The following is a 24966-nucleotide window of genomic DNA, read 5'->3' as shown; positions in this document are numbered from 1 at the left end:
AAAAGTATTGCACAATGTAAAGATACATGATAATATAACTCTTGTCCTTAACAAAGGGCAGGGATATTATTCCACAGTAGCTCAGTGGTAGAGCTATCGGCTGTTAACCGATCGGTCGCAGGTTCGAATCCTGCCTGTGGAGCCATTTGGCGGTGTAGCTCAGCTGGCTAGAGCGTACGGTTCATACCCGTGAGGTCGGGGGTTCGATCCCCTCCGCCGCTACCATTACATATTTATCTAACCTTGGCGATCGTGGCGAAGTGGTTAACGCACCGGATTGTGGTTCCGGCATTCGTGGGTTCGATTCCCATCGGTCGCCCCATTTTTATCTGTGGACCCTTAGCTCAGTTGGTTAGAGCACTCGGCTCATAACCGATTGGTCGTAGGTTCGAGTCCTACAGGGTCCACCACTCGGGGGAATACCCAAGTTCGGCTGAAGGGATCGGTCTTGAAAACCGACAGGGGTGTCAAAGCCCGCGGGGGTTCGAATCCCTCTTCCTCCGTCAGCGAACCTTGGTACAAGACGTCTTGTACCAAGGTTTTTTTATGTTTAATTGCATGTAGTGCGGGAATAGTATAAATAGAAAGCGAATATGAGCATATTCGTTGCCGTTTACATGGTTAAATGGTAATCTAATTGAGAAACAAAATCAGTTTAGTTTTGGGAGGAGTTTTTAAGTTATGGCTTACAAATTACCAGAATTACCTTATGCAGCAAATGCATTGGAACCACACATTGATGAGCAAACAATGAACATTCACCACGGGAAACACCACAACACGTACGTAACGAACTTAAATGCCGCGTTAGAAGGTCATGAAGATCTTGCGAACAAAGAGATTGAAGATCTCGTTGCGAACTTAGATTCTGTACCAGAGAACATTCGTACAGCCGTTCGTAATAATGGCGGTGGACATGCTAACCACGCATTATTCTGGCAGTTACTAAGCCCGAATGGCGGCGGTGCTCCAACTGGTTCATTAGCAAACGATATCGATTCTACTTTTGGCAGCTTGGATGAATTTAAAACGAAATTTGCGGATGCAGCAAAAGGTCGTTTTGGTTCAGGTTGGGCTTGGCTCGTTGTAAACAATGGCAAGCTTGAAATTATGAGCACACCAAACCAAGATTCTCCACTTACAGAAGGAAAGACACCTGTTCTTGGATTAGACGTTTGGGAGCACGCTTACTACTTAAATTACCAAAATCGTCGTCCTGACTACATTGCAGCGTTCTGGAACGTAGTAAACTGGGATGAAGTTGCAAAGCGTTACGAAGCAGCAAAATAATTGACGCAAACAAAACCACAAGGATCATCCTTGTGGTTTTTTTGTATATGAACGAGTTAGAAAGTGACATACTACCTTCTAAGATGGGAGGGAATGAAGATGAGTAATCAAGATAAAAAGAAAAACAACCAATTTAAAGAGAACAAAAATCATGGCGAAAAAAGAACGGGTCGATTAAGCCAATTTAAAAACGAGTCTTCTCATGGAGAAGCGTTAGATGAGTATACGAATGCAAATCGCGAACAGCTTTAATTGATTGCGAAAAGAAGAAAGGTGAATGTCATCATTTACCTTTCTTTTTTATTGCCGAAATCCATGCATAGGCAAAAATGAAACAGACAAACTACTGTTAAGGTGGTGAGGTCATGCCAAAAAAGTGGATGGACAGTATATTTGGACACGTTGTTGCTTCAAAAGATCTAAAATTATTATTATCCATTGGTGGACTTTATGCATTGAGCGTGGCTTTATCCAATACGTTTGTAAATGTTTTTTTGTGGAAACAATCTGGTCAATTTATCGATCTTGCTTTGTATAATTTAATGTCGGTCATTTTTCAACCGCTAGCGTTTTTAATTGCTGGCAAGTTATCAAAACACATTGACCGTGTTTATGTACTGCGTATCGGTGTTAGTTTGATGTCGTTGTTTTACATTTCCGTATTAGTGGTAGGGGAAAATGCGGCTCAATATTTATTACTATTAGGTTCTTTACTTGGCCTAGGAACAGGTTTTTATTGGCTGGCGTTTAATGTATTAACATTTGAAGTGACAGAACCGGATACAAGAGATTTTTTTAATGGCTTTTTAGGCTTGTTAACATCATTCGCTGGAATGACAGGGCCTTTAACAGCAGGGATTATGATTACTAAGCTTAATGGCTTTCAAGGCTACTTTTTAATCTTCGGGATTTCCTTAACGCTTTTTTTACTTGCGGTTATTTTAACGATATGGCTAGGGAAACGTCATGCAAAAGGGAAATTTGAAATCAAACAAGTGTTAAAAGAAAGAAAAGAAAATAAGGATTGGCGGAAAATTACGTGGGCACATGTGACTCAGGGCTTAAGAGAAGGTACCTTTGTGTTTGTTATTGTTGTTTGGGTCTACATTGTCACCAATAATGAACTTGCGTTAGGTACGTACGGCTTAGTGACGTCAGGAACCCAATTTATTTTTTACTACTTAACAGCACGATTGCTCAGAGTGGCTTATCGAAAGAAAGCAATTCTTATTGGCGGTCTAATGCTTTACGGAGCTATTTTCTTGTTGCTATTTAACTTAACGTTTCCAAAATTAATTGTGTATGGCATTATTATTTCAATCGCTTACCCACTATTACTTATTCCGTACGTATCGTTAACGTATGATGTGATTGGAAAAGCGCACCGTGCAGCGGACTTAAGAGTCGAGTACATCATTGTTCGAGAATGGTTTTTGAACATAGGTAGAATTGCCTCAATCCTGTTATTTATCGCAGTAATCTCGATTTTCCCCGAGGAACAATCGATTCCTTACATTCTTCTTGTAGTAGGGTCTGGGCATATGTGGATTTACTTTTTTATTAAACACATTAACCAACCCACAAGGCCTCCAGAACCAATGCCGAATGTAAGTCAATCGGAAGGGGAAAACAGTCCTGATAAAACTGTGTAAAATCTCTACATTCTTTGACAGGGTTCGCTTTCTACTTTATAATAAGGATTGTATTACCTGCCGTGTCCGTAAGCTTTTTATGCTTTGAACCTTGAATGTTAAAAGGGAGTTTTACATGAGTAGAGCAACGCTAAGCTAGCTTGTACTGGACAGCGAAACTCTAACTGCGAACACCCACCTACCAAAGTAGGTTCGTAAAGCATTCATTTGCAACGGCACAAGCGGGTATGACTACTTAAATTGAAGGCATCCGGAGTTCGGGTGTCTTTTTACCTGTAATAGATCAGGGAGGTTGTCAAATGGGAGAAACGAAAAATAAAAAGAAACACCATGTGTCATTGCGGTTAAACATTTTATTCCTTGCTGTTTTCTTGTTGTTTTCTGCCTTAATATTGCGACTAGGGCTTGTCCAAATTGTGAATGGGGAAGAGTATGAGGAAGAGTTGACGCATGTATCGAACCAAACCGCATTAATCGATGCACCACGCGGAATTTTTACTGACCGCTACGGTTACCCGCTTGTTGAAAACAGCTTAGAGCTTTCTGTTACATACACAAACCCAGGCAACCAAAGCGCCGGTGACATGATTGAATTAGCAGAAGATTTAACGCAGTTTATTGAAGTGGACACAGAAAATTTACGTGATCGAGACAAAAGAGAATATTACTACACTTCTTTAGAGCCGGAAGAGCGTAGAGAGTTAATAGCAGATATTGATTATGATGAAGATGATGAAACAAGTGAATATCAACGGATGATTGATGCGATTAGCGATGATATGATCGCTGGCTATTCTGAAGAAGAAGAGCAAGTTATTGCAGTCTTCTCTCATATGTTAAGAGGATCAAGCGGGTCTCCACAACGTATAAAGCAAGGTTTATCAGATGAAGAAGCACCAAAACTAGCTGAACACCTTGACCGCTTACCGAATATTAACATTCAAAGAGACTCGGTGCGTGAATATGTTTATGGAGAAACGTTAGATAGCGTTTTTGGGAATGTTGGACCAATCCCTTCTGAGGAAGTAGATAGCTATTTATCAAAGGGATACATGCGCTCTGACTTAGTTGGAACAAGCTTCTTAGAAAATCAGTATGAAGATGTTTTACGTGGTCAAAAAGCAGAGGTCGTGCGCACACAAACCCGTGAAGGAAATGGACCGTTGGAACAAGTTATTGAAGAAACAGAAGGAAGCCGTGGCAATGACTTAGTATTAAGTATTGACATGGAGTTTCAGCAAAAGCTTGATGACATTGTCGAATCACGAGTAATGAGTAATACAGGGATCTTCAGAGAAAATGCGTCTTCCTATGTTGTGGTGATGGATCCAAAAACAGGCGATATTTTAGGGATGAGTGGTTATGAGAAGCGACCTGGAGAAGAGGGGAGTATTAATCCTCTGCCAGCATTTCAAAGTGGATATGAAGTAGGGTCGGTTATTAAGGGTGCTTCTGTGTTAACTGGCCTTCATGAAGGGGTAATAAGTCGAGGATCAGTTATAAATGACCGTACGCTTCGATTTGCTGGAACCGCCGATAAAGGGTCGATAAGCACAATGGGACCGGTAGACACCCGTGAGGCAATGGCTCGTTCTTCTAACGTATACATGTTCTATATTGCGATGAGAATGGCTGATTATGATTATGATAGCCAGCCGGGAGATAGAGCCAATATCTTTGGACCATCTAAAGCTACAGATGTTTTAGATGATGTCAAATATTATTTCAATCAATTTGGTTTAGGTGTTGAGACTGGTATAGACTTACCTAGAGAATCAACAGGAATTGTCTCAAATGAAGCTAGAGACCCAGGTAACTTACTTGACTTTATGATTGGTCAGTATGATACGTATACAACGCTACAACTGGCTCAATACATTAGTACAATCGCTAACGATGGGGTTCGAATGCGTCCGCGATTAGTAACAGAAATTATGGAGCCGAATCCAAATGGGGAAGGCGAGAGTACAATTGTACGTGCGAATAAACCAGAAGTGTTAAATACGTTAGATATGAGTCAAGGAGATATTTCTTATGTTCAAGAAACGCTTAGAGGTGTAGTAAGTCGTAATGACGGAACGGCTAATAATAACATTAATTTTAGCGTGCCTGTAGCCGCAAAAACAGGTACCGCGCAAACATCCATTTATGAAGAGGGACAAAAGGTAGCAGATACAAACAATTTAAGTTTTGTTGGTTACGCCCCTTATGATGATCCAGAAATTGCATTCGCGGTAATGACGCCTGATACAACAATCGCTCAAACTAATTCAAGCAGAATATCACAACAAATTAGTGCTGATTTAGTTGATGCCTATTTTGACCTCCAAGACGACCGAAATGGCCCAGAAGAAGTCGATTCTGTCGTTGAAGAAGTGGATTTGTTTGAAGAACAATAGAAGATAAAATAAAAGCTGTGCACCAAATAACTTGGCGCACAGCTTTTCTACGTTTAAATGTAGGAATTTGTATGAATAAGAAGGATTATCTCTGTAAGTGTCGAATAATCAATTCTAAACACGTGTTAAAAGAATTCATCTACGACTTCAGACAAGCTCATTTCACTTGTTAATTCCCCTGTAACTTGAGGACGTAAATCGTTTGATAATCCGCGGTTATCCACTTCTTCATAGAAGTCATATGCACTGTCCACGATCCCTGCATCTTCAAGCATTTCACCAACGTCAATGCTCGTCATACCAGGAACGACATGAAGAATGGTACGATAGGCGATTTGCTCATCGTTTTCACTTTGCTCTTCATTAGACGATTCGTCTTCTGTTTGTTGAGCTGTAGCGAGCTGTGCTTCTAATTCATCCCACGTCTCTTGCGTTTCAACGGCATATCCATTTTCCTGTAAATGATTGACCATCTCTTCTTCGGTAAAATCCGTACTAGATGAGACTTCTGTATCGCTTCCAATGAAATATGTGGCACCTAATACGCCAGAAGCTACAAGCAACCCTCCAGCAAAACTACGAATTGTTTTACGCGTCATTAGCTACTTTCGTCCTTTCTTCTGATAATGAATCAAGGTAAGGGGCTAAGAGTCGATCTACTTCATGAGGCTCTAAAGCTGTTTCGATAGCAATTCCTTCTGTTGAATAGCCACGCTTATGCAAATCTAATATTTCCCTTAGTAACTGTTGGTGTGAATTCGAGCGATGTTGTTGAGTCGCATCTTTAGCTGCAATTTCTGCGTCCAACTCCATGTTTCGTACTTGATTTTTTACTTGATGGAGCTCTTGCATAAAGGAAATTGATAAATGCTCAATTTGATCTTCTATCTTTGAACCTTTGTCTTCTTTAACAAAAGAAACAATAAGTAGCACAATGGCTGTTCCAAGCAAGAGCGCTAACATCCATTCCATAATATTTGTTCCCTCCTACGGATTGTTCTCGCACCCTCCATTATACATGATTTTAAGACGGTTTCATTAAGATAAATAAAAATTACCCATTCATGCGTCATTTTTTGACACCTTTAGTCATAATCTCTTTCATACAGATCTTTCTACTAATTGAGGAGGTGAGAACACTTGCTAATACTGATGAAAAGCGGTTTACAAAAACATACAATTTGCACTCATTGTGGAAAGGAGCTGAACACAGTATGCTTAATAGACAAAGAAAGATGACATAAAACAGATTTGGCTATTTAATTTACTGACTGAAGGGGCGGTTGTATGCAAACGAGCAAATATATATCAAACATTTTCTATTCAATTGGGACAAAGCCCATTTTCACTGTAGATATTCATTTACGATTGCGGACTACACTTCATTCTCAGCACTTATCTAAAATTGGGTTATGGTATGACGGTAAGACAACGTGGGTAGGGGATGAAGGATGGATCGTTAATGCTGCCTTCTCAAGAACAAACGAAGTGATTGTGAGCCAAGCCTATCATAGAGGATTAAACCTTAAAATTACGATTCGTGATGAGTCTTTACAAAGTGAACTAGGAGTTAAGCGATCTATTACAATTAAAAATGAAAGTCATCAGTCAAGAGACTTTAAGCTGCTTTCTCAACAGGTTACGTGTACTCAAGATGGTTTATCATTTTATTCTCCAGCTGAACGCGCACTAATTCATTATTCAGATGAAAAATATTCTTTATTTTCTATACAAATGAGCAAGGCGCAATTCATTCATTATGGCGTAGGGGCTATGAATCAAATATGGAACGATCCACTAGGTAAGTTATTTTTCTCTCCATTTTCGGCAACAAAAACAGAGAGTGTGATTGTTTGTGCATGCTCACTGCCTGCAAACGAAACAATTGGAGCATCCATTGTTCAAATGAGTAGTGACAATATGGGGCATTTAAAACGATCGAACCACCTTCTGCAGCAAAGTGTTTAAATAAGTCTTGATTTTCGTGGTGGCTTTTGCTATTCTATGTAAGTATGTAAGACGAGTTTGGAGGGATAGCATATGCGTGTTCAAGTTACTTTAGCTTGTACAGAAAACGGTGACCGTAGTTATATTACGACTAAAAACAAGCGCACAAACCCAGAGCGTATTGAACTTAAGAAATATAATCCGCGTTTAAAGCGCCATACACTTCATCGTGAAACAAAGTAAGCAGTCGGATTTACCGCTGCTTCTTTTTATTGCATTTTTTAGAGTGAGGGGATTGTGTGTCAAAAAAAGACGAACGTCAACGTATTTCGGAACGTCTTAAGCAAATGGAGAAAACTGAGTATTTAGAACGATCGGCAAATCTTGCAAATCGTTTGTTTAACACGCGAGCGTGGCAAGAGGCAGATCGAATTGGCTTGACCTATTCTCATTTTCCAGAGGTGGATACGTTGTCAATTATTACGCATGCGCTTACGATAGGTAAACGTGTTGCTTTACCAAGAACGACAATGCGTGATCGAACGATGGCGTTTTATACGATAGAAGGCTTTAATGATTTAGAACGGCGGTCATACGGTTTGTACGAGCCTAAAATGGATGCCTGTTCATATGTTGCGCCTGATGAACTGGACTTATTGTTAGTTCCTGGCGTAGCTTTTACGACAAACGGCTATCGTTTAGGAATGGGTGGAGGCTTTTACGACCGCTATTTACCTAAAGTTAAGGGAGCGACTATATCGCTATGTTTTAAGGAGCAGCTTGTTCAATCTCTTTCAATAGAGTCTCATGACTTCCCAGTTAATGTCGTCATTAGTGAGGAAATCCTATGATGAGTGTTTGGTTTGGTATCCTGGTTATCGCGTGCACCATGTTGTATGTGCTGCAGAAATTAACGTTAGCAGGAGCTGTAACTGCGTTTATCATTGGAGGGGCAACTGTAGTAGGAGTGGGTCCTGCTGGTTTACTCCTTTTTGCGGTGTTTTTTGGTAGCTCCATTCTTTTAGGAAAAGTAAAAGGTGCCGCTGTAGACGAAGAGGTCGTTGAGAAGCATGGAAAACGCGACGCTTTTCAAGTGTTTGCGAATGGAGGCTATGCCGGACTTTGTTCATTGCTCCTAGTCTTTTTTCCCTCATTAGCAACGATTCTTGTAGCAGGTTTTGTAGGCAGCTTGTCAGCGGCAATTGCTGATACATGGGCCTCAGAGATAGGGAAGTTAAGTCAAGATAAACCAATTGATGTTCTAACGCGAAAGAAAGTAGAAAAAGGCGTATCAGGCGGTGTGACAGGGCTTGGAATGGCTGCAGCATTTGCAGGGAGCTTTGTATTAGCAGGTGTGGCAATTTTAATTTGGTGGAACGAAACAAGTGTAAGTTACGTGTGGTTATTCTTTTTTATTTTCATTGGTTTCGTTGCGAATTTATTGGACAGCATTTTAGGATCAACGTTACAAGCATTATATAAATGCCCTACCTGCGGGATCCACACAGAAAAATTGCATCACTGTGTAAAGACGGTTAAAATCAGAGGGTTTTCAGTTGTCACAAATGATGTTGTTAATTTATGCTGTACAGGAGCAGGTGCGCTAATGGGAGTAATAGGTGCCGTTATCTTTTTTTAAAGGAGAACGAGATTCATGGAACGTTATTCAAGACAGTTACTGTTTAATGGAATCGGTGAAGAAGGTCAAGCGAAACTTTTACATAGCAAGGTACTAATTGTAGGTTTAGGCGCACTTGGAACGGTGATTGCCAATCACTTGGCGCGTGCAGGTGTTGGCTCTTTACGATTAGTAGACCGGGATTTTGTGGAGATGAGTAATTTACAGCGGCAGATGCTGTTTACGGAAGAAGATGCAAAGCAACTTGTGCCAAAAGCAGTTGCGGCCAAGCAAGCGTTAGAAAAAGTCAACTCTGAAATTGAAATAGAAGCAATTGTTGAGAACGTGTCTGTCGATAATATTGATCGATTAATGGAAGAGGTTGACGTTGTTTTAGATGGAACGGATAACTTTGAAACGCGCTTTTTGTTAAATGATGCATGTTTTAAAGCGGGAATACCGTTTAGCTATGGGGGCGCCGTACAGACGAGAGGGATGGGTGCGTTCTTTATTCCCGGAGAAACCCCGTGCCTTCGCTGCTTTATCGAGAGCGGAAGCGCTACAGGTGACACGTGTGATACTGTTGGCGTGCTAGCCCCAATTATTGATATTGTTGCTTCTTTACAAGTAATTGAGGCAATGAAGTATCTTGTAGGTGCGAAAGATAAACAGCGAAAAACATTAGAATCCTTTGACATTTGGTCAAATACGCAGCAAAAGATAAAGTTTGCAGGTAAGCGTGCTGATTGTCCAACCTGTATAAAAGAAGAATTCCCAGCACTAAATGAACGTTCTAAATCAGAGACAACGTTATGTGGTCGTCAGTCTATTCAAATTACGGCTTCGGCACCTTTTGATTTAAAACAAATGAGCAAAAAGCTACAACAGGTGGCTCAAGTGAAAGAAACACCGTTTTTAATTCGAGCAATGGTAAGTGAATTAGAGACGATTGTTGTCTTTCCTGATGGACGAGTGTTAATTCAAGGAACAGATGATATGACGCGAGCGAAAACTCTTTACAGCAAGTATATTGGAAACTAATGCTAGGCGCTGCTTCGTTTTTATAGGATGAAATGTAGACTGGTGTCACATCCTAATTGTGGAGGTGTCTACATGAAACAAGCATGTTCCATTCTTTCCGTTCTTATTGTAGGGTTTAGCATTTATAAATACCGTTATAAATTGCTCAATCTCATGATGAGACAACCAGGATTAAGAAGAGTTCTTATTCGATTTGCCCTTCGAATGCCTTACGTGCGGCAGAAGCTAATGGGATCTTTGTTTTCATTCCCGCACACGACAGAAAAGCTCTGATTTTTTCAGGGCTTTCTTTTGTAAGCAAAATTCCATCTTAATTCATAAAAACTTGCTATAATGACAGTCAGAAAGGGGGATGGGCATGAACCAAACGGAACATCGTTACTTATACTGGAAGTTCATTGAACATTATGTGCTAACAAAAGGATTTCGCTTACTGGCTTTGCATGATACCCAAGCATGGGTTGAAGACGATGCGGTTAAACCAAGGCGGGTTATTCGGCTAGTGTTAACAGAAGTTGACTGGTCCAATCGCTTAAAGCGTGATATTTCCCATGCACAACAACAGTTTGATTCTATTTTTAAACAATTAGGTGTATGGAAAATGCAAGGCGAAAACATTTATGTTATGAGCCAACCTCCTATCGATTCTTGGGAAGATGCCCTTGTGCCTTTTCAAGTAAAAAAGAATAAAGGAACGATCCGAAATCTTGCTTTACATACAAATATAACGCAGTATCAGTCAACGATTGACGAAGCGTTGCCTAACGACCAGATTCCAACAATAGCTGTCTTATCATCGGATGAAGAAATGGAAGCAGAAATAGATCAAATTCGGAAAAAGGTAAAACAGGAAAATGGGAATCGTCGGAAGAAAGAAGAAAACACGTTATTTTATGGCAAGCCACGTTTCATCTATGCGCTCCTTATATCGTTTGTGGTCATGTTTTTCCTCTTAGAAACCAACGGAGGCAGTACGAACATTCAAGTGTTAATAGAGTACGGGGCAAAATATAATCCGTTAATCATGGAAGGTGAATGGTGGCGGCTCGTGACATCAATGTTCTTGCATATCGGCCTTCTTCACTTGTTTTTTAATGCCATGGCCTTATTTTTTCTTGGAACAGCTGTTGAACAATTATTTGGCACGTTTCGCTTTGTAATTATTTACTTCCTTGCAGGGATTTTCGGATCAATTGTTAGTTTTGCCTTTAATGACTATGTGTCAGCAGGTGCATCAGGGGCATTATTTGGTTGTTTTGGAGCGCTGCTTTATTTCGGGATGAAGCATCCGACGCTGTTCTTTCGGACATTAGGAAAAAACATTCTTTTTTTATTAGGGTTTAATTTAGTGTTAGGATTTATTGTGCCTGGAATTGATAACGGCGCACATATTGGTGGGTTACTTGGCGGTTTCCTTATTGCAGCATTTGTAAGAATGCCAAAAGAAAAAAAGCCAACTCCATTCCTATATTCTATTACCGCTTTTATTGTTTATGGAATTGCTGCCCTCGCGCTCCTTTATTTCGGACAACAAAGTACATCGACTTCACCAGAGCTTGCTGTCTTAGAAGCCCAACGTTTGTTTGAAGAAGAGAACTATGAGGAAGCGCAGGCATATATTTCTGCTGGTCTTCAAGAGAATGATCGCCAGCCACAGCTCTTATTTATGCAAGCCTACGTTGATGTGCGAGATGATAATCTTGAAGAGGCGCAAATGAACTTAGAGTTAGCCTTAGAAGAACAAGAAGAATTTCCTGAAGCTTGGTTTAACCTAACGCTTATTTATCTTGAAAATGAAGAGTATGAGCGAGCGCAAGACACCATTTCAGAAGCAATTGACTACGGAGAAGCGTTACAAATTGAAAATATGGATCAGTATTATGAGATAGAAGAACAGATCTTGTCTGAAATCGATTAAGGAAAGCATGGTGGTACTTGTACAGGTTGCCGCCATGTTTTTTTGTTTATCTATAAAAGACGTTACATAGATTTAAACGTTAGCGAGCACCCTATGACAATAGAATAGGGGGATTGAGATGAGCAAGGACGAGAATCAAATAACAAGCCAATCATCCTATGAAGACAAGCTTGCATATTTAAAAGATGAACTCGCAATTGACCAAAATTTTGATTTAATTTGTTTAGAGATGGTTCACGCCGACCGTAAAATGGCGTTGTTTTTAGTGGACGGGTTCGGTAAAGATGTGGCGCTGACACAAATTCAGCGAGAATTATCGCATACACGTGCTGAAGAATTGGATGATGCGTATGATGCGCTTATTAAAAGTCGAATTCCATATGCGGAAGTGGAACAGGAAAAAGATTTAGATGTTGCGATTGATCAAGTTCTTTCTGGTCCCTCTGTCCTTCTTGTAGAAGGTCTTGAATATTGTATTATCATTGATACGAGGGAATATCCAGTCCGAGGTCCTGAAGAACCAGATACGGAAAAAGTCGTCCGCGGTTCACGAGATGGTCTTGTTGAAACACTTGTGATGAGTGCTGCTTTAATTCGTCGTAGAATAAGAGATCGAACGTTTCGGGTTGAATATTTACAAATAGGTCGTCGTTCGAAAACGGATACGGCGCTCTTATATATTGCCGATATTGCTGACCCAGAATACGTTGAACAAATTCGTGAAAGTATGAAGGCGATTGATACAGACGGATTACCAATGGCAGACAAAACGATTGAAGAATTTGTTTTTAAAGAAGGTGGGAACCCATATCCTTTAGTGCGCTATAGTGAACGTCCAGACGTTTGTGCCACCCATCTTTATGAAGGGCATGTGATTCTTCTTGTAGATGGTTCACCGAGCGCGATGATTACGCCGATTACGTTTTGGAATTTGCTTCAGCATGCTGAAGAATATCGACAAAAGCCGATTATCGGCGCGTTGTTGCGAATCGTCCGGTTTTCTGCTGTGTTTGTTTCACTTTTTTTATTGCCGATTTGGTATATGCTAGCGACTAATCAAGAGTTATTGCCAGAAGCGTACTCCTTTATTGGAACACAAGAGGATGGAAGTATACCGTTATTTGTTCAGTTTCTAATTGCAGAAGCCGGGATTGAAATGTTGAGGATGGCATCCATTCATACGCCAAATGCTGTAGCGGAAGCGCTTGGGCTCGTAGCAGCTTTATTAATCGGTGATATTGCGATAGAAGTAGGAATGTTCTCGCCTGAAGTTATTTTATACTTAGCCATTGCTGCGGTCGGTACGTTTGCAACACCAAGCTATGAATTGTCATTAGCCAATCGATTTATGCGCATTCTCTTTTTAATTGCAACGGCCATTTTTGGTCCAGCTGGCTTTATGATAAGCGCAACACTGTGGCTCATCTTTTTGGTTCGTTTACGTGGGCTTCATGTCCCTTATATGTGGCCATTCATTCCGTTTAATGTGAAAGCGTTAAGAGATGTGTTTTTACGTATTCCAATGCCATTAAAAAATCGTAGACCTGCTATCAACCATCCGCAAGATCCGGATAGGTAGCAGGTCTACCTTTTTAATATCCTTCGATATCTTGTTTGTGTATATCATCTTCAATATACGGTTGAGACGTTTCAACAGGCATGTCTTTATTTGCGATTACAAGTCCAAATGGGGTTTCTGTAGTGCCTGTTACGACCGTATATGGGATGTTGTGGACGGTAGCAAGCTTCACGTATTCATTGTAATCAGAGTACGTTAACTGTCCATTTACGAACATTTGAATGTTCGGTTTTGCTTTCATTGTTTGTTCGACTTCCTGATAGATGACGGTTGAGCGAACTTGATTTATCGTTAACGCTAAATGGAGTCTTTCTGCGATTGTCGTTAAAAAAATTCGTCTTTCTGCAGGCTTTGTCTCCAAGCCACCTCTAATGGCGTGTTCTAATACTTCGTTTACATCTCTTGCCAATTCATTCACCTCTTATTTAAATCAATCTTCTCTATCATCGCAAACCTGTCCTTAAATCTCAAATGAAAACATAGACTGTATTAAGGAAAAATCGACATAGGGGGTTGATCATATGTTGGCGTGGTTTGTTATTGTGTTCTTTGTTATTGCGACTGGTTTAACGCTAGGAGGGTTATCCACATTTATGCGCGGGCTTCCTCCAATTATTGTGCTTTGTGTGCTAAGTTTTTATTTCTTACTATTTACGTACATCGGGATGTTTGTTGCACTTGTAAGTTTGTCCTGGTTTGGCTTTCACCTTTTTAATACGTTAATTGTCATTTGTTCTTTTGTGTTTATCATCGCGATGTTGCGCTCGTATCATCCAGCATTTGGGTATCAACTTTTTTATAAGCCAATTGCCTGGATATTAGCACTATTGTTTTTTTTCATGGGTTTACAATGGGGAAGTCTTGGTTACGGAACTTTTTTCACTATCAGTATGACTTTTTTCTTTACGGTTGCGGTTTTTGTAGGCATTTTGCTGTATAATTCTATGTTGTTATGGATTAAAAACGCTTACGTTGCTGCATTTATTCCGCTTGCCTCATTTCTTTTAGTTACGGTAATAAAGCTGTTATAATAATGGATGAGGTGCACAAATGGAAACGATGGTCGACATTAGACAACTATTAAAGCAGTATGGATCGTTTATTTATACAAGAGATCGAGAGTTGGATTTGCAGTTAATGCGTAAAGAAATTAAAGATTTGTATCAGTTTGGTATGATTACAAGTGATACGTATCAAGCGGCGATGCTACTTTTACGTCAAGAGGAGACAAAACATCGAAATGGGGGATTATAGTGGGGAACGAGGTTTATACAGGTATTGATATAGGCGGAACCTCAGTCAAGCTTGCATTCATTACAAAACAAGGCGACATGTTAGCGAAGTGGGAAATTCCTACTGATATCCGTCATAACGGCGCGAACATTGTAAACGATATTGCTGAAAGTATAAAAAAGAATAAAGATGAACGCGATACGTTAATGGGAGCGGGAGTCGGTGCGCCAGGCTTTATCGAAATGGAAACCGGATTTATTTATCATGCCGTTAACATCGGCTGGAGAGACTATCCATTAAAAGATGAATTAGAAAAAGCGCTTGGTGTTGTGGTTAGAATTGATAACGATGCCAACTTGGCCGCTCTAGGGGAAAAATGGAAAGGTGCTGGTGATGGCACAAATGAGGAATTGTTTGTTACTCTAGGAACAGGTGTTGGTGGAGGCATTATTACAAGAGGCCAAATTCTTCATGGTGTTGGCGGTATGGGTGGTGAAATCGGCCACATCACTTCTGTAAAAGAAGGCGGTTCATTGTGCAATTGTGGCAAACATGGTTGCTTGGAAACAGTGTCGTCAGCAACAGGAATGGTTCGCTTAATGAACGAAAAGTTAAAGGATGGACGCGAATCTAGCCTACACTCTCTTCCTTCTGAAAGCTTAACAACAAAAGACCTTTTTGAAGCTGCTAAACAAGGAGATACTGTAGCGAAAGAAGTGATTACAGAAGCCGTTGATCACTTAGGTTATGCGATTGCAAACCTAGCCAATACATTAAATCCATCTAAGATTGTTATTGGTGGCGGTGTTTCAAAGGCTGGTGAAGATCTCCTAATACCTTTAAGAGATGTATTCACACAATATGCGTTACCAAGAGTTGCGGAGCAAGCAGAGATTAAGCTTGCCCACTTAGGAAATGACGCAGGCATTTATGGTGCCGTTTGGTTAGCGATTCAAGCAGTAGAGAATAAATAGAAATAAAAGCGATTACGTATTGAAAGTTGAGGTCAACATCAAATGATGGATTACCGTATAGAACGAGATTTACTAGGGGAAAAACAAGTACCAAAGGATGCATATTACGGCATTCAATCGTTACGAGCGAAGGATAACTTTCCGATCACAGGCTACCCGCCTCATCCAGAACTGATTCGAGCATTTGGTTTTGTGAAAAAAGCTGCAGCCATGGCAAATCGAGACGTTGGTGTTTTACGTCCCCATATTGCTGATGCGATTGTGAAAGCAAGTGATGATGTCATTAACGGCGAATTAAATGAACATTTCATTGTTGATTCGATTCAAGGTGGTGCAGGCACATCCTTTAATATGAACGCGAATGAAGTCATTGCCAATCGTGCCATTGAAATTTTAGGTGGAGAAAAAGGCGACTATTTAAAAGTTAGCCCAAACACCCATGTGAACATGGCTCAATCAACAAACGATGCCTTTCCAACTGCCATTCATATCGCTGCACTTCATATGACGCAGGGGTTAACCGATGAGTTACGAAAATTGATTGCGGAAATGGAAGGAAAAGCGGAAGAGTTTGACGATGTCCTCAAGATGGGACGTACGCATCTACAAGATGCAGTGCCGATTCGACTTGGACAAGAATTTGGTTCTTATCGGAAAGTGTTAGTCCGTGATTTAAAACGAATTAGCCGCTCTGCCAATCATTTACATGAAGTGAATATGGGTGCTACAGCTGTTGGGACAGGCTTAAACGCTAAACCGGAGTATATTGAAAAAGTAGCAACACATCTTGCGACGGTTACAAATCTTCCTTTTAAAACAGCAGAAGATCTTGTAGATGCAACGCAAAATACCGACGCTTATACTGAACTTTCAAGTTCATTAAAAATATTAGCCATTAATTTATCCAAAATAGCCAATGATTTACGTTTAATGAGTTCTGGGCCTCGTACAGGGTTAAATGAAATAAATTTACCTGCTCGTCAACCTGGATCTTCGATTATGCCGGGAAAAGTAAATCCAGTCATGTGTGAAGTGATCAATCAGCTTTCTTTCCAAGTAATTGGAAATGATCATACGATTAGCCTTGCATCTGAAGCGGGACAGCTTGAGTTAAATGTAATGGAACCTGTGCTTGTCTTTAATTTATTACAATCTTTAACCGTTCTTGAAAATGGCATGCGCGTATTCCGTGAATATGCGATTGCTGGTATTACGGCTAATATCGACCGCTGTCGAGAGCTTGTTGAAAATAGTGTTGGAATTGTTACGGCGATTAATCCTCACGTTGGCTATGAAGTGGCCACTCGCATTGCCAAAGAAGCGTTAGAAACGGAGCGACCTGTGCGAGAAATTTGTTTGGAGCGTGGCATTTTATCTGAAGAAGAATTAAACGAAATTCTTGATCCAAAAGAAATGACTAAACCTGGTATAGCGGGATCTCGTTTCTTACCACTTTAAAAACAAAAGCACTTATGTCATACTAAAAGAAAATAGCAAAAGACTAGGGGTGCCCGATGAAGTTGGGCTGAGAAAAAGAACGAATTTCTTTTACTCTTTAACCTGATCTGGTTTATACCAGCGGAGGGAAGTCGGCATACGTATCATATAATTGAGCGTGTAAACCGTAACCCCTTTGGTTACGGTTTTTTTGCGTAAAGGAGTGTAGACAAAATGAAAGATTTTCAACTTTATGTCATAACAGGAGAAGCGTTTCATGAAGGCAAAGAGCTTCTTCAAGTAATGGAAGAGGCGATTAAAGGTGGAGCAGACTTTATACAGCTAAGAGATAAAACGAGCAGTCGAAAAGAAGTGTTTGAGAAAGCAAAGCGTTTAAATGATCTTTGTAAAACCTATAACGTGCCGTTTATAGTGAATGACTACATTGATATTGCGATGGCAGTCGATGCAGATGGGGTTCACGTAGGTCAAGATGACATGCCGTTGGCTGAAGTCCGTAAACTTGTCGGTAAAGACAAAATTATTGGTGTATCTACGCACAAATTAGACGAAGCCCTTGAAGCAGAAAAGGGTGGAGCAGACTATATTGGTGTCGGCCCCATTTTTCCAACAAATAGTAAAGAAGACGTAGTTGATCCAGTTACCACTTCGTATATAAAAGAAATTAAAGCGCATGTCTCGATTCCTTTTGTAGCAATCGGTGGCATTAAAACTCATAATGTCCGCGAAGTCATTGAAGCAGGAGCAGATGCCGTTTGTGTCATTACGGAAGTGGTAGCAGCGGAAGATGTGCAAGCAGCGGCAGAAACTATGACAAAGGCGATAAATGAGGCGAAAGCATGAATCTTTTCATAAATGGTGAGCAGAGAACTGTAAAAAGTGAAACCATTGAACAATTGATTGCGGAACTAGAATTAAACGGGCAACTCCTCGTTGTCGAGATGGCTGGTGAGATCATTGCCCGTGAAAATTGGAGCAATACATCCTTATCTGAGAATAAGTCAATTGAGCTTGTTCATTTTGTTGGAGGTGGTTGAGAAATGAAAAAAAACCTTTTACGTATAAACGGAAAGCCATTACAGTCACGCTTCTTTTTAGGTACTGGTCGCTACCCAAATCCTTTTGTTCAAAATGAAGCGATTAAAGCATCTGGTGCTGAAGTATTAACGTTTGCTTTGCGCCGCGTAAACTTAGAAGCGCCGGCCGAAGATGCGATTTTACAACATTTAAACGGGGAAAATTTTCAGTATTTGCCGAATACATCTGGTGCTTCCACAGCGGAAGAAGCCATTCGTATTGCTCGTTTAGCAAAAGCGTCTGGTCTAAGTGATTGGATTAAAATTGAAATTAGTGCTTCTGAAAAAACGTTGCTGCCTGATCCGATCGAAACGTTAAGAGCAACCGAAATCCTTGTATCAGAAGGGTTTACCGTTTTACCCTATACGTCTGACGACCCCATTTTGTGTAAACGGCTAGAGGAAGCAGGCGCTCATGCTGTCATGCCAGGAGCTGCGCCGATTGGTACAGGGCTTGGAATCTTAAATGAATACAATATTGGTTTAATTGTAGAAGAAGCAAATGTACCAATTATTATTGATGCAGGATTAGGTACGCCAAGCGATGTTGCAAAAGCAATGGAGCTGGGTGTGGATGGAATCTTAATGAATACCCCTGTAGCGAAAGCAAAAGACCCTGTTAAAATGGCAAAAGCGATGCGTTTAGCGATTGAGGCAGGCGAACTGTCGTATGAAGCAGGGAGAATTCCGAAAAAACCATATGCGAGTGCAAGTAGCCCAACAACACAGTACATGAAATAGGAGAGGCTCAAAATGGAAAAAATAATCGTCATTGGTGGCGGAATTATTGGATTATCAATTGCATTACGGCTGGCAAGTGAAGGCACTCGAGTAACGATTTTAGAAAAGGACACGTGTGGCGGCCAAGCCTCAGGAGCGGCAGCAGGGATGCTCGCTCCTTTTTCAGAGATTGGGGAAGACCAAGATGTTTTTTTTGATTTTAGTTTGGCAAGTCTAACTTTATATCCTGAATGGCAAGCATATGTAAGAAAAACATCGGGTGTCGATTTTGAATATTCAAAATCAGGAAGCCTTCATTGTGTCTATCATGAAGCGGACTTACTTCCTCTTTATACAAGATCGTCTTGGCAAAAAGACTATAATAAAGATATGCAAATTTTGAACCAAGAAGAAGTGCTTGCGCTTGAGCCACATCTATCAGAGGAAATAAAAGGAGCGATTTACTACCCAAATGAAGCGCACATTTACGCTCCAGATTTTGTGAAAGCGTTAATTGAGGCGTGCAAACGTTCATCCGTCGACATTTGTGAACATTTAGGAGAAGTAGAGATTCTGTCGTCATCGTCTGATGATGTGCAAGTAAAAGCTAGGGGTCAAGTGTTTGAAGCAGATCAAGTTGTCGTTACAACAGGAGCTTGGGCACAAAAGCAAGCAGAAACGTTAGGGCTTAACCTGCCAATCTATCCAATACGAGGTCAAATATGTGCGTATCGTCCAAATGAATCGTTACTTAATCATATTGTCTATACGAGTCAAGGCTATCTCGTTCCAAAAGCAAATGGTACAATTGTAAATGGAGCTTCAGAAGATATTGCTGGTTTTGAAACGTCAGTTACAGCAAAAGGTATGGATCGCTTAAAGCGCTGGAATAAAAAAATCCTGCCTGCCCTTCAAGATGAACCGACTATTCATGAGTGGGCCGGCTTGCGACCAGCTACACAAGATGGTTTTCCGTATATTGGTCGATTAACCGATCATCCAAAGATTTATTTCGCATGCGGTCATTATCGAAATGGTATTTTATTAAGCGCAATTACGGCAAAGGTCGTAACGGAAGATTTATTAGAACGAGACGTTTCGTTTCCGCTAGAAGCTTTTCATCCAGAACGTTTTTCGTAGGAGGCAATTATGCAAACGGCAAAAGTGTTATCCATTGCTGGCTCAGACTCAGGCGGGGGAGCTGGCATTCAAGCGGATATTAAAACAGGGCAAGAGCTAGGCGTTTATACAACAACGGCAATTACCGCGTTAACAGCTCAAAATACATTAGGAGTGGAAGATGTTTTTCCGATTCCGCCAAGTTTTTTAGCGCAACAGCTCCATGCTGTCCTTGCTGACATCGGGACAGATGTCATAAAAACAGGGATGCTTGTAAGTGACGAGCATATTCGTGTGGTGTGTGAAGTCATCGATAAGTATCAAGTGAAGCAGGTAGTCGTGGATCCGGTCATGGCATCAACAAGCGGTTCGGGTCTTTTAAATGACTCCGGGATGCAGCAACTCACGCAAACACTTTTACCTCGTACGACCATTTTCACACCGAACATTCCCGAGGCTTTACGAATAACAAATCGAGAAACGCCTAAAACAATTGCAGATTTAAAGGAAATCGCGGTACAATTACATCAGCTTGGTCCCTCAGTCGTTGTGTTAAAAGGTGGGCATTTTGAAGGCGATGCGATTGACGTTTATTATGATGGAACGCTAGTCGAACTTCTTAGCCATGAACGAATTGAATCAAATGATACCCATGGAACAGGCTGTACATTTGCTTCGGCTATTGCTGCTGAATTAGCAAAAGGGCAGACGGCGTTAGAAGCAGTGAAACTTGGCAAAGCATTTATAACAGAGGCAATTCGTCACGGATTGAAAATTGGATCAGGCAAAGGACCGACGAATCACGCCGCATATAATCAGCATAGATAAGGGGTATGAAGGTGAGAAGGCACTGGGTTGTATTCGTATTACCAGCTATTTTAATGATATTCATCGCGGTCGGAGGCTTCATTTATTTGGATCAAGATGAATCAGTAAGTAATGAAGAACTTCAACAAGAGATCGACTTAACGGCATCTTTAGTGGACGAGCAGACTGTGCGCATTGAGTGGGAATGGCCGCAGATGCCGACAGAAGGAATTTTCGGAACAGATTATATTGGACTTTCTTTTGATGGAGATTTTGGTACGATTGAACCGGGCATGGTAACATTGCCGGTTGAGCCAGAGCAAACGTTTCAAGGAACGTTGGTTGAAAATGGAGTTGTTTTTCCTTTTCCAACAGAGATGCAAGACCATCAAGGTGTGGGCACTAGAGGAACGATTATACAAGCGTTACCAGAATACGTGAACGTTGAAGACATTGAAATTTCTCTTTTACACACATGGACAAATCATGAAGAACTGACGTTGGAAGATGCGACGTTCGCGGAACCTCAGTTTGGCGATGCGACCAATGTGTTGCATTGGGTACGGACATATGAATGGGATGATATCGTTGAGAATTAGCGGAATGTCATTTCAAAAAGGGATATTTTTTATGGCAAATCAAACTTTAGCTTGTGCATACCATGACAAAAAAGGTACGCTGCATGCTTGGGCAAAACCTCGAAATATGAGAACATTTTTGCTGGCAGGTCAATTGGTTTGGAGGACGGCGCCCCTTTGGTTTCAAACCATTTGCGTGGGGATGGTTCTCTTAATTATTGGACCAAAACTTTTACCAATTGAGTGGGCTGGTTTGCCGTTCTACAGTTTCTTTTATTTGCTATTTGGAACACATTTTTTCTTTCCAAGCGAACTGAAACGCTATCATGCAGCGGAGCATAAAGTCTTTAGTACGGTAGGGAGAGTAAATCACGAGACTCGGAAAAAAGTAGCAAGAGCGTCTGTTCGGAATCGAGGCTGTTCAACAGGTTTAGTCGTTCTCTATTTTCTAAGTACCGTGGTCTTAACCGCTGTAGCAATGATTGTTCTGTCGTTTACATCAAGCCTTGCCAGTGCATCGTACCTCTCTTTACTAGTTGTGTTCCTCTATGCTTATAATCGTAACATTGTCGTAAGTAAAAAAATTGATCAGGTTATATTGCCGCTTTCTTATTGGCTCCAAGAAAACGTAACGACTAAGACACCGGAAAAAAAACATCTTGAAAGCGCAATTGAGTCGTATATTCAACTTGCGAAGGTAGAGTTTTCACCAGTTTTGTATCAACAGAGAATTGAAAAGAGGGAAGAAGAATGGCAATCGTAGATGTAACAATTATTCCAATTGGAACGAATGGTCCAAGTGTCAGTCACTATGTGGCCAACATTCAAGAACTTTTAGACGAGTTATCACATACACATGACATCAAGTTTCAATTAACGCCGATGAGCACGTTGATTGAAGGCGATGTTTCAACATTATTAGATGTTGTCAAACAAATCCATGAAGTCCCTTTTGAGAACGGGATTGAGCGAGTCGCGACGAATATACGAATTGATGATCGACGTGACCAAAAAGCAAGTTTTCAAAGTAAGATTGATGCTGTTCAAGCGAAAATGAAAACGTAACGAGTGTTGAAAAAGAATGAAAGACGGTTCAGCCAATAGGTTGAACCGTCTTTTCATTATTAATCTTCACGAATGCAAAGAGTATGAAGTAAGGTTATAACAATTTATTTGAGCGTCTTCTTCATCGCAAAGTGAGGAATTCCTGCCTCATAAAAACGCTCGGACTCTTTTTGATAACCTAATCGTAAATAAAAATTGAGGGCAGGTTCTTGGGCATTTAAAACAAGTTCATGGATGCCTTCTTTATTGCCGATTTCTTCGACTTCACGCATGAATTGTTCACCAAAGCCTTTGTTTCGAAATGGTGAGAGTACGCAGACCCGTTCAATTTTTCCTGTTTGATCAAGTATGCGCATACGAGCAGCACCGATTGGCTCATGGCTTGACTTAAGTAAAAGATGGATAGCAGTCTCGTCGTGAACATCACGTTCCAAGTCTTTTGATACGCCTTGTTCGTCAATGAAAACGTGTTCTCGTATAGAGAAACACTGGTCAATTTCACTTTGTTTCGTAGCAACTTGAACTGTAATGGTATCAATCATGCTTGATTTCCTTGAAGAATGAATGTTTCGTAAACCGTCCACGATTCATTATCAAGCTGATAGAGGAGTTGAATGCGGTCAATGGTTTCTTGATGAGATACATCACTCATCTTTAACTGACCGACAATATCATCGTGCTCCGCTTGTTGAAGCTTTTGTGCAATTGTAATGTGTGGAATAAATACAGAATGCGCACGATCCGTCGGAAATGGTTCTTCGTAAAGTTTCTCATTAAGCCAAGTTAAGTGAGCGTTTTCTTTTAATTTATAATAAATCGTTGTGGATTGTGGAAAAAATGTATCAACTTTATAGACATCAATTTCTATAGGAGGGCATTGAGTAGCAGTCTCTCTTAAAGCTGAAATAACAGTCGGTAACGCTTCATCCGTTAAAGAAAAACGCTCTTTTACTGTGATGTGAGGTGGAATATTTGCATAATGAGCATCGTAACGTCTTCTGTAGCCATTGGCGACGTCTTGAAAAGGTTTAGATGGGAATAAAACAATTCCATAATTTAACATAATAAAGCCTCCTTTATAATGGCAGTAACGTTTTCAAACTAGGTGATAGATGTTTTTGCCAATGCGTCCATGTGTGATCACCTTCAAACTCTCTGTATGTGTAATGAAACGGTTTTGCACGAAATCGTTCACTTAACTCGCGGTTTGGCTTGAGAAAATCAGCCGTGTCTCCGTCGGTCATTTTCACAACATCTTCTTTCGTTCCAATGATGTGATAAATCGATAACGCTTCCGTTTTGCTAAATTGGCTAACTTTCTCCTGTACGGTTTTATTGACGTAAGGTGAAAACAATACCAGGTTTTTAAATAGTGTAGGATATTCTAGTGCAGTTAGCAATGAAATTGTGGCGGCTAATGAATCTCCTGCAAGAATTCGAGCCGCGGCGAGTGGTTCGACACTATAGGATTCTTCAATTTTAGGTAATAACTCACAGGCAAGAAATCGGGTATAGGCAATATGAGTCTCGTTATCAGGGTGATACCATGTTCTTCTCATTGAAATACTCGGGTAAGGAACGCCCACCACGATTACTTCTTCAATGTCCATCTCGCTAATAAGTGTATCGACGTGTCGATGAATACGTCCAAGTCGAAAAAAGTCTTGTCCATCTTGACAAATCATTAAATGATACGATTTTAACGGTGTGTAGTTAGCTGGTAAGTAAATGGATAATGAAATACGATCTTTTAAATATTCGCTTTCAATCGTCATTTCTGCTAAACTGCCTTCGATGTTAGCCATTGATAACTTCCTTTCTAGCTTCTTTTTCTCTCATTAGTTTACCATATTTCGATGAATAGCAGGGAGTACCCATTTTTTTGCTGATTCTATGATAAAATGAATAATTAAGGATAAACTAACGCTACCTGAATGAATGTTAGAATTAAAAAACAAACACGTATTTAGAGTGGCGAACATTTTCACTAGAGGCACAAGCGCGACATCCGTTTGCGCTTCGTTATCACTTGCTCTCACGGTGTCTTCTTTGCCTTGGGCACGCTTCACAGTTATTGATTATCCTTAGCCTGTGTTCCGTGGGAGTCGTCACCATTTAATAAGACGAATGTTACAAACAATACTGCGTTTATCATTCGTGAAAATGACGACTACTTCTGATGAAATTCATTCAGTTATGAATCATAAAAACGATTTCCACAAACTATTGTGAGTTTGACTTATCTAATTAAAAATGAGTAGATGGCTAATGGAGGAGTATAATATGAGATCTAGAAAACCTCATTGGATTTACTATCGGGAAGTATTTCGCTCAAAATTCCAAGCTAAATGCATTCAAGCAAAACTAGAAGATAATTGGGAAAATGGCTATGAAATTGGTCCACTTGTGGAAGTGAAGCGATTGAAAACGAATAAGTATATTGTCCGTTACACGTATGATGAAGTGATTTAACCAGCGAAAGGAAGGCGAAA

32 protein-coding genes, 5 tRNA genes, 1 other RNA gene and 1 riboswitch are annotated in these 24966 nt (G+C 40.5%); of the genes, 31 read left to right on the top strand and 7 right to left on the bottom strand.

Annotated elements, in window-relative coordinates; all coding sequences use genetic code 11:
- Window positions 1-70: 70 nt before the first annotated feature.
- The 10 genes from ACE1TH_RS07895 (at window position 71) to ACE1TH_RS07850 (ending at window position 5341) form a co-directional block, all read left to right on the top strand.
- A tRNA-Asn gene (locus ACE1TH_RS07895) sits at window positions 71-145 on the top strand.
- Window positions 146-148: 3 nt separating this feature from the next.
- Window positions 149-225: transfer RNA gene (locus tag ACE1TH_RS07890), tRNA-Met, on the top strand.
- Window positions 226-246: 21 nt separating this feature from the next.
- A tRNA-His gene (locus ACE1TH_RS07885) sits at window positions 247-322 on the top strand.
- 11 nt (window positions 323-333) lie between these two features.
- Window positions 334-410, top strand: a tRNA-Ile gene (locus tag ACE1TH_RS07880).
- Window positions 411-413: 3 nt separating this feature from the next.
- Window positions 414-503: transfer RNA gene (locus ACE1TH_RS07875), tRNA-Ser, on the top strand.
- A 178-nt stretch (window positions 504-681) separates the two neighbouring features.
- Window positions 682-1290 carry a superoxide dismutase SodA gene (sodA, locus tag ACE1TH_RS07870; RefSeq protein ID WP_099300438.1) on the top strand — a complete coding sequence of 203 codons (609 nt, stop codon included), beginning with the start codon at window positions 682-684 and terminating at the stop codon, window positions 1288-1290.
- 99 nt (window positions 1291-1389) lie between these two features.
- Entirely contained in the window at window positions 1390-1542 is a 153-nt protein-coding gene (locus ACE1TH_RS07865) for a hypothetical protein (RefSeq protein WP_176554193.1), read from the top strand.
- Window positions 1543-1655: 113 nt separating this feature from the next.
- Window positions 1656-2942 carry an MFS transporter gene (locus ACE1TH_RS07860; RefSeq protein ID WP_099300439.1) on the top strand — a complete coding sequence of 429 codons (1287 nt, stop codon included), beginning with the start codon at window positions 1656-1658 and terminating at the stop codon, window positions 2940-2942.
- A 51-nt stretch (window positions 2943-2993) separates the two neighbouring features.
- A non-coding RNA gene (gene ssrS / locus ACE1TH_RS07855) (6S RNA) lies at window positions 2994-3174 on the top strand.
- 67 nt (window positions 3175-3241) lie between these two features.
- On the top strand, window positions 3242-5341 hold the full coding sequence (locus tag ACE1TH_RS07850) for a peptidoglycan D,D-transpeptidase FtsI family protein (protein ID WP_099300440.1): 2100 nt from the start codon (window positions 3242-3244) through the stop codon (window positions 5339-5341).
- A 125-nt stretch (window positions 5342-5466) separates the two neighbouring features.
- Here ACE1TH_RS07850 and ACE1TH_RS07845 read toward each other — a convergent pair whose 3' ends face one another.
- On the bottom strand, window positions 5467-5940 hold the full coding sequence (locus ACE1TH_RS07845) for a hypothetical protein (RefSeq protein ID WP_099300441.1): 474 nt from the start codon (window positions 5938-5940) through the stop codon (window positions 5467-5469).
- Complete coding sequence (locus ACE1TH_RS07840) at window positions 5930-6313, bottom strand: hypothetical protein (protein ID WP_375078682.1); 384 nt, start codon at window positions 6311-6313, stop codon at window positions 5930-5932. Before ACE1TH_RS07840 ends, ACE1TH_RS07845 begins: the two co-directional genes overlap by 11 nt.
- 315 nt (window positions 6314-6628) lie before the next feature.
- Here ACE1TH_RS07840 and ACE1TH_RS07835 point away from each other — a divergent pair, with 315 nt between their 5' ends.
- The 8 genes from ACE1TH_RS07835 (at window position 6629) to ACE1TH_RS07800 (ending at window position 13444) form a co-directional block, all read left to right on the top strand.
- Window positions 6629-7309, top strand: a complete 681-nt coding sequence (locus tag ACE1TH_RS07835; RefSeq protein WP_375078681.1) for a hypothetical protein — start codon at window positions 6629-6631, stop codon at window positions 7307-7309.
- A 72-nt stretch (window positions 7310-7381) separates the two neighbouring features.
- A complete protein-coding gene (gene rpmG / locus ACE1TH_RS07830; protein WP_099300444.1) occupies window positions 7382-7531 on the top strand; it encodes a 50S ribosomal protein L33 in 150 nt (49 codons plus the stop codon).
- Window positions 7532-7587: 56 nt separating this feature from the next.
- Complete coding sequence (locus ACE1TH_RS07825) at window positions 7588-8139, top strand: 5-formyltetrahydrofolate cyclo-ligase (RefSeq protein WP_255225084.1); 552 nt, start codon at window positions 7588-7590, stop codon at window positions 8137-8139.
- A complete protein-coding gene (locus ACE1TH_RS07820) occupies window positions 8136-8927 on the top strand; it encodes a DUF92 domain-containing protein (protein ID WP_099300446.1) in 792 nt (263 codons plus the stop codon). Before ACE1TH_RS07825 ends, ACE1TH_RS07820 begins: the two co-directional genes overlap by 4 nt.
- A gap of 15 nt (window positions 8928-8942) precedes the next feature.
- Entirely contained in the window at window positions 8943-9947 is a 1005-nt protein-coding gene (locus ACE1TH_RS07815; protein ID WP_099300447.1) for a ThiF family adenylyltransferase, read from the top strand.
- A 72-nt stretch (window positions 9948-10019) separates the two neighbouring features.
- A complete protein-coding gene (locus tag ACE1TH_RS07810) occupies window positions 10020-10220 on the top strand; it encodes a sodium:proton antiporter (RefSeq protein WP_255225085.1) in 201 nt (66 codons plus the stop codon).
- A gap of 85 nt (window positions 10221-10305) precedes the next feature.
- Entirely contained in the window at window positions 10306-11865 is a 1560-nt protein-coding gene (locus ACE1TH_RS07805; protein WP_176554194.1) for a rhomboid family protein, read from the top strand.
- A 118-nt stretch (window positions 11866-11983) separates the two neighbouring features.
- A complete protein-coding gene (locus tag ACE1TH_RS07800; RefSeq protein ID WP_099300450.1) occupies window positions 11984-13444 on the top strand; it encodes a spore germination protein in 1461 nt (486 codons plus the stop codon).
- A gap of 13 nt (window positions 13445-13457) precedes the next feature.
- Here ACE1TH_RS07800 and ACE1TH_RS07795 read toward each other — a convergent pair whose 3' ends face one another.
- Window positions 13458-13853, bottom strand: coding sequence for a YueI family protein (locus tag ACE1TH_RS07795; protein ID WP_176554195.1), 396 nt, complete (start codon window positions 13851-13853; stop codon window positions 13458-13460).
- A 112-nt stretch (window positions 13854-13965) separates the two neighbouring features.
- Here ACE1TH_RS07795 and ACE1TH_RS07790 point away from each other — a divergent pair, with 112 nt between their 5' ends.
- The 12 genes from ACE1TH_RS07790 (at window position 13966) to ACE1TH_RS07735 (ending at window position 22474) form a co-directional block, all read left to right on the top strand.
- Window positions 13966-14475, top strand: a complete 510-nt coding sequence (locus ACE1TH_RS07790) for a hypothetical protein (RefSeq protein ID WP_099300452.1) — start codon at window positions 13966-13968, stop codon at window positions 14473-14475.
- Window positions 14476-14494: 19 nt separating this feature from the next.
- Window positions 14495-14698, top strand: a complete 204-nt coding sequence (locus tag ACE1TH_RS07785; protein WP_099300453.1) for a YqgQ family protein — start codon at window positions 14495-14497, stop codon at window positions 14696-14698.
- Window positions 14698-15651 (top strand): ROK family glucokinase, encoded by a 954-nt coding sequence (locus ACE1TH_RS07780; protein ID WP_375078680.1) that lies wholly within the window; start codon window positions 14698-14700, stop codon window positions 15649-15651. The genes ACE1TH_RS07785 and ACE1TH_RS07780 overlap by 1 nt, the downstream gene beginning before the upstream one ends.
- A 42-nt stretch (window positions 15652-15693) precedes the next feature.
- A complete protein-coding gene (aspA, locus tag ACE1TH_RS07775; protein WP_099300455.1) occupies window positions 15694-17109 on the top strand; it encodes an aspartate ammonia-lyase in 1416 nt (471 codons plus the stop codon).
- A gap of 35 nt (window positions 17110-17144) precedes the next feature.
- Window positions 17145-17255, top strand: a riboswitch (TPP riboswitch).
- 67 nt (window positions 17256-17322) lie between these two features.
- Complete coding sequence (gene thiE / locus ACE1TH_RS07770) at window positions 17323-17952, top strand: thiamine phosphate synthase (protein WP_099300456.1); 630 nt, start codon at window positions 17323-17325, stop codon at window positions 17950-17952.
- Window positions 17949-18146, top strand: a complete 198-nt coding sequence (gene thiS, locus ACE1TH_RS07765; protein ID WP_099300457.1) for a sulfur carrier protein ThiS — start codon at window positions 17949-17951, stop codon at window positions 18144-18146. Before thiE ends, thiS begins: the two co-directional genes overlap by 4 nt.
- A 3-nt stretch (window positions 18147-18149) precedes the next feature.
- A complete protein-coding gene (locus tag ACE1TH_RS07760) occupies window positions 18150-18926 on the top strand; it encodes a thiazole synthase (RefSeq protein WP_099300458.1) in 777 nt (258 codons plus the stop codon).
- A 12-nt stretch (window positions 18927-18938) separates the two neighbouring features.
- A complete protein-coding gene (gene thiO / locus ACE1TH_RS07755) occupies window positions 18939-20045 on the top strand; it encodes a glycine oxidase ThiO (protein ID WP_099300459.1) in 1107 nt (368 codons plus the stop codon).
- Between the two features lie 9 nt (window positions 20046-20054).
- Window positions 20055-20852: a bifunctional hydroxymethylpyrimidine kinase/phosphomethylpyrimidine kinase gene (gene thiD, locus ACE1TH_RS07750; RefSeq protein ID WP_099300460.1), complete on the top strand. Its 798-nt coding sequence runs from the start codon at window positions 20055-20057 to the stop codon at window positions 20850-20852.
- A gap of 11 nt (window positions 20853-20863) precedes the next feature.
- Window positions 20864-21430, top strand: coding sequence for a hypothetical protein (locus ACE1TH_RS07745; protein ID WP_255225090.1), 567 nt, complete (start codon window positions 20864-20866; stop codon window positions 21428-21430).
- Between the two features lie 31 nt (window positions 21431-21461).
- A complete protein-coding gene (locus ACE1TH_RS07740) occupies window positions 21462-22172 on the top strand; it encodes a DUF1385 domain-containing protein (RefSeq protein WP_255225091.1) in 711 nt (236 codons plus the stop codon).
- A complete protein-coding gene (locus tag ACE1TH_RS07735; RefSeq protein ID WP_099300463.1) occupies window positions 22160-22474 on the top strand; it encodes an MTH1187 family thiamine-binding protein in 315 nt (104 codons plus the stop codon). Before ACE1TH_RS07740 ends, ACE1TH_RS07735 begins: the two co-directional genes overlap by 13 nt.
- Window positions 22475-22578: 104 nt before the next feature.
- Here ACE1TH_RS07735 and ACE1TH_RS07730 read toward each other — a convergent pair whose 3' ends face one another.
- The 4 genes from ACE1TH_RS07730 to ACE1TH_RS07715 are packed head-to-tail and all read right to left on the bottom strand — an operon-like array spanning window position 22579 to window position 24543.
- Window positions 22579-23016: a GNAT family N-acetyltransferase gene (locus ACE1TH_RS07730; RefSeq protein WP_099300464.1), complete on the bottom strand. Its 438-nt coding sequence runs from the start codon at window positions 23014-23016 to the stop codon at window positions 22579-22581.
- Window positions 23013-23537 (bottom strand): YjcG family protein, encoded by a 525-nt coding sequence (locus ACE1TH_RS07725; RefSeq protein ID WP_099300465.1) that lies wholly within the window; start codon window positions 23535-23537, stop codon window positions 23013-23015. The genes ACE1TH_RS07730 and ACE1TH_RS07725 overlap by 4 nt, the downstream gene beginning before the upstream one ends.
- A gap of 13 nt (window positions 23538-23550) precedes the next feature.
- The gene (locus ACE1TH_RS07720) at window positions 23551-24279 is read right to left on the bottom strand and encodes an alpha/beta hydrolase (RefSeq protein WP_099300466.1); all 729 of its coding nucleotides are present in this window, start codon (window positions 24277-24279) and stop codon (window positions 23551-23553) included.
- 33 nt (window positions 24280-24312) lie between these two features.
- Window positions 24313-24543, bottom strand: a complete 231-nt coding sequence (locus ACE1TH_RS07715; RefSeq protein WP_255225093.1) for a hypothetical protein — start codon at window positions 24541-24543, stop codon at window positions 24313-24315.
- A 214-nt stretch (window positions 24544-24757) separates the two neighbouring features.
- Between ACE1TH_RS07715 and ACE1TH_RS07710 the strand changes: the two genes are divergently transcribed.
- Window positions 24758-24946: a hypothetical protein gene (locus tag ACE1TH_RS07710; RefSeq protein ID WP_099300468.1), complete on the top strand. Its 189-nt coding sequence runs from the start codon at window positions 24758-24760 to the stop codon at window positions 24944-24946.
- Window positions 24947-24966: the final 20 nt, after the last annotated feature.

It is taken from the genome of Shouchella sp. JSM 1781072 (assembly GCF_041949915.1).
Classification (GTDB): Bacteria; Bacillota; Bacilli; order Bacillales; family Bacillaceae_D; genus Shouchella.
Note: the sequence above shows the minus strand (reverse complement) of the source record. Positions and strands in the feature narration are given on the sequence as shown.

What these genes read in the sequence shown, in the direction of transcription:
- sodA (WP_099300438.1), top strand. Translation starts at nt 682, where the DNA reads ATGGCTTACAAATTACCAGAATTACCTTATGCAGCAAATGCATTGGAA.
- ACE1TH_RS07865 (WP_176554193.1), top strand. Translation starts at nt 1,390, where the DNA reads ATGAGTAATCAAGATAAAAAGAAAAACAACCAATTTAAAGAGAACAAA.
- ACE1TH_RS07860 (WP_099300439.1), top strand. Translation starts at nt 1,656, where the DNA reads ATGCCAAAAAAGTGGATGGACAGTATATTTGGACACGTTGTTGCTTCA.
- ACE1TH_RS07850 (WP_099300440.1), top strand. Translation starts at nt 3,242, where the DNA reads ATGGGAGAAACGAAAAATAAAAAGAAACACCATGTGTCATTGCGGTTA.
- ACE1TH_RS07845 (WP_099300441.1), bottom strand. Translation starts at nt 5,940, where the DNA reads ATGACGCGTAAAACAATTCGTAGTTTTGCTGGAGGGTTGCTTGTAGCT.
- ACE1TH_RS07840 (WP_375078682.1), bottom strand. Translation starts at nt 6,313, where the DNA reads ATGGAATGGATGTTAGCGCTCTTGCTTGGAACAGCCATTGTGCTACTT.
- ACE1TH_RS07835 (WP_375078681.1), top strand. Translation starts at nt 6,629, where the DNA reads ATGCAAACGAGCAAATATATATCAAACATTTTCTATTCAATTGGGACA.
- rpmG (WP_099300444.1), top strand. Translation starts at nt 7,382, where the DNA reads ATGCGTGTTCAAGTTACTTTAGCTTGTACAGAAAACGGTGACCGTAGT.
- ACE1TH_RS07820 (WP_099300446.1), top strand. Translation starts at nt 8,136, where the DNA reads ATGATGAGTGTTTGGTTTGGTATCCTGGTTATCGCGTGCACCATGTTG.
- ACE1TH_RS07815 (WP_099300447.1), top strand. Translation starts at nt 8,943, where the DNA reads ATGGAACGTTATTCAAGACAGTTACTGTTTAATGGAATCGGTGAAGAA.
- ACE1TH_RS07810 (WP_255225085.1), top strand. Translation starts at nt 10,020, where the DNA reads ATGAAACAAGCATGTTCCATTCTTTCCGTTCTTATTGTAGGGTTTAGC.
- ACE1TH_RS07805 (WP_176554194.1), top strand. Translation starts at nt 10,306, where the DNA reads ATGAACCAAACGGAACATCGTTACTTATACTGGAAGTTCATTGAACAT.
- ACE1TH_RS07800 (WP_099300450.1), top strand. Translation starts at nt 11,984, where the DNA reads ATGAGCAAGGACGAGAATCAAATAACAAGCCAATCATCCTATGAAGAC.
- ACE1TH_RS07790 (WP_099300452.1), top strand. Translation starts at nt 13,966, where the DNA reads ATGTTGGCGTGGTTTGTTATTGTGTTCTTTGTTATTGCGACTGGTTTA.
- ACE1TH_RS07785 (WP_099300453.1), top strand. Translation starts at nt 14,495, where the DNA reads ATGGAAACGATGGTCGACATTAGACAACTATTAAAGCAGTATGGATCG.
- aspA (WP_099300455.1), top strand. Translation starts at nt 15,694, where the DNA reads ATGATGGATTACCGTATAGAACGAGATTTACTAGGGGAAAAACAAGTA.
- thiE (WP_099300456.1), top strand. Translation starts at nt 17,323, where the DNA reads ATGAAAGATTTTCAACTTTATGTCATAACAGGAGAAGCGTTTCATGAA.
- thiS (WP_099300457.1), top strand. Translation starts at nt 17,949, where the DNA reads ATGAATCTTTTCATAAATGGTGAGCAGAGAACTGTAAAAAGTGAAACC.
- ACE1TH_RS07760 (WP_099300458.1), top strand. Translation starts at nt 18,150, where the DNA reads ATGAAAAAAAACCTTTTACGTATAAACGGAAAGCCATTACAGTCACGC.
- thiO (WP_099300459.1), top strand. Translation starts at nt 18,939, where the DNA reads ATGGAAAAAATAATCGTCATTGGTGGCGGAATTATTGGATTATCAATT.
- thiD (WP_099300460.1), top strand. Translation starts at nt 20,055, where the DNA reads ATGCAAACGGCAAAAGTGTTATCCATTGCTGGCTCAGACTCAGGCGGG.
- ACE1TH_RS07740 (WP_255225091.1), top strand. Translation starts at nt 21,462, where the DNA reads ATGGCAAATCAAACTTTAGCTTGTGCATACCATGACAAAAAAGGTACG.
- ACE1TH_RS07735 (WP_099300463.1), top strand. Translation starts at nt 22,160, where the DNA reads ATGGCAATCGTAGATGTAACAATTATTCCAATTGGAACGAATGGTCCA.
- ACE1TH_RS07730 (WP_099300464.1), bottom strand. Translation starts at nt 23,016, where the DNA reads ATGATTGATACCATTACAGTTCAAGTTGCTACGAAACAAAGTGAAATT.
- ACE1TH_RS07725 (WP_099300465.1), bottom strand. Translation starts at nt 23,537, where the DNA reads ATGTTAAATTATGGAATTGTTTTATTCCCATCTAAACCTTTTCAAGAC.
- ACE1TH_RS07720 (WP_099300466.1), bottom strand. Translation starts at nt 24,279, where the DNA reads ATGGCTAACATCGAAGGCAGTTTAGCAGAAATGACGATTGAAAGCGAA.
- ACE1TH_RS07710 (WP_099300468.1), top strand. Translation starts at nt 24,758, where the DNA reads ATGAGATCTAGAAAACCTCATTGGATTTACTATCGGGAAGTATTTCGC.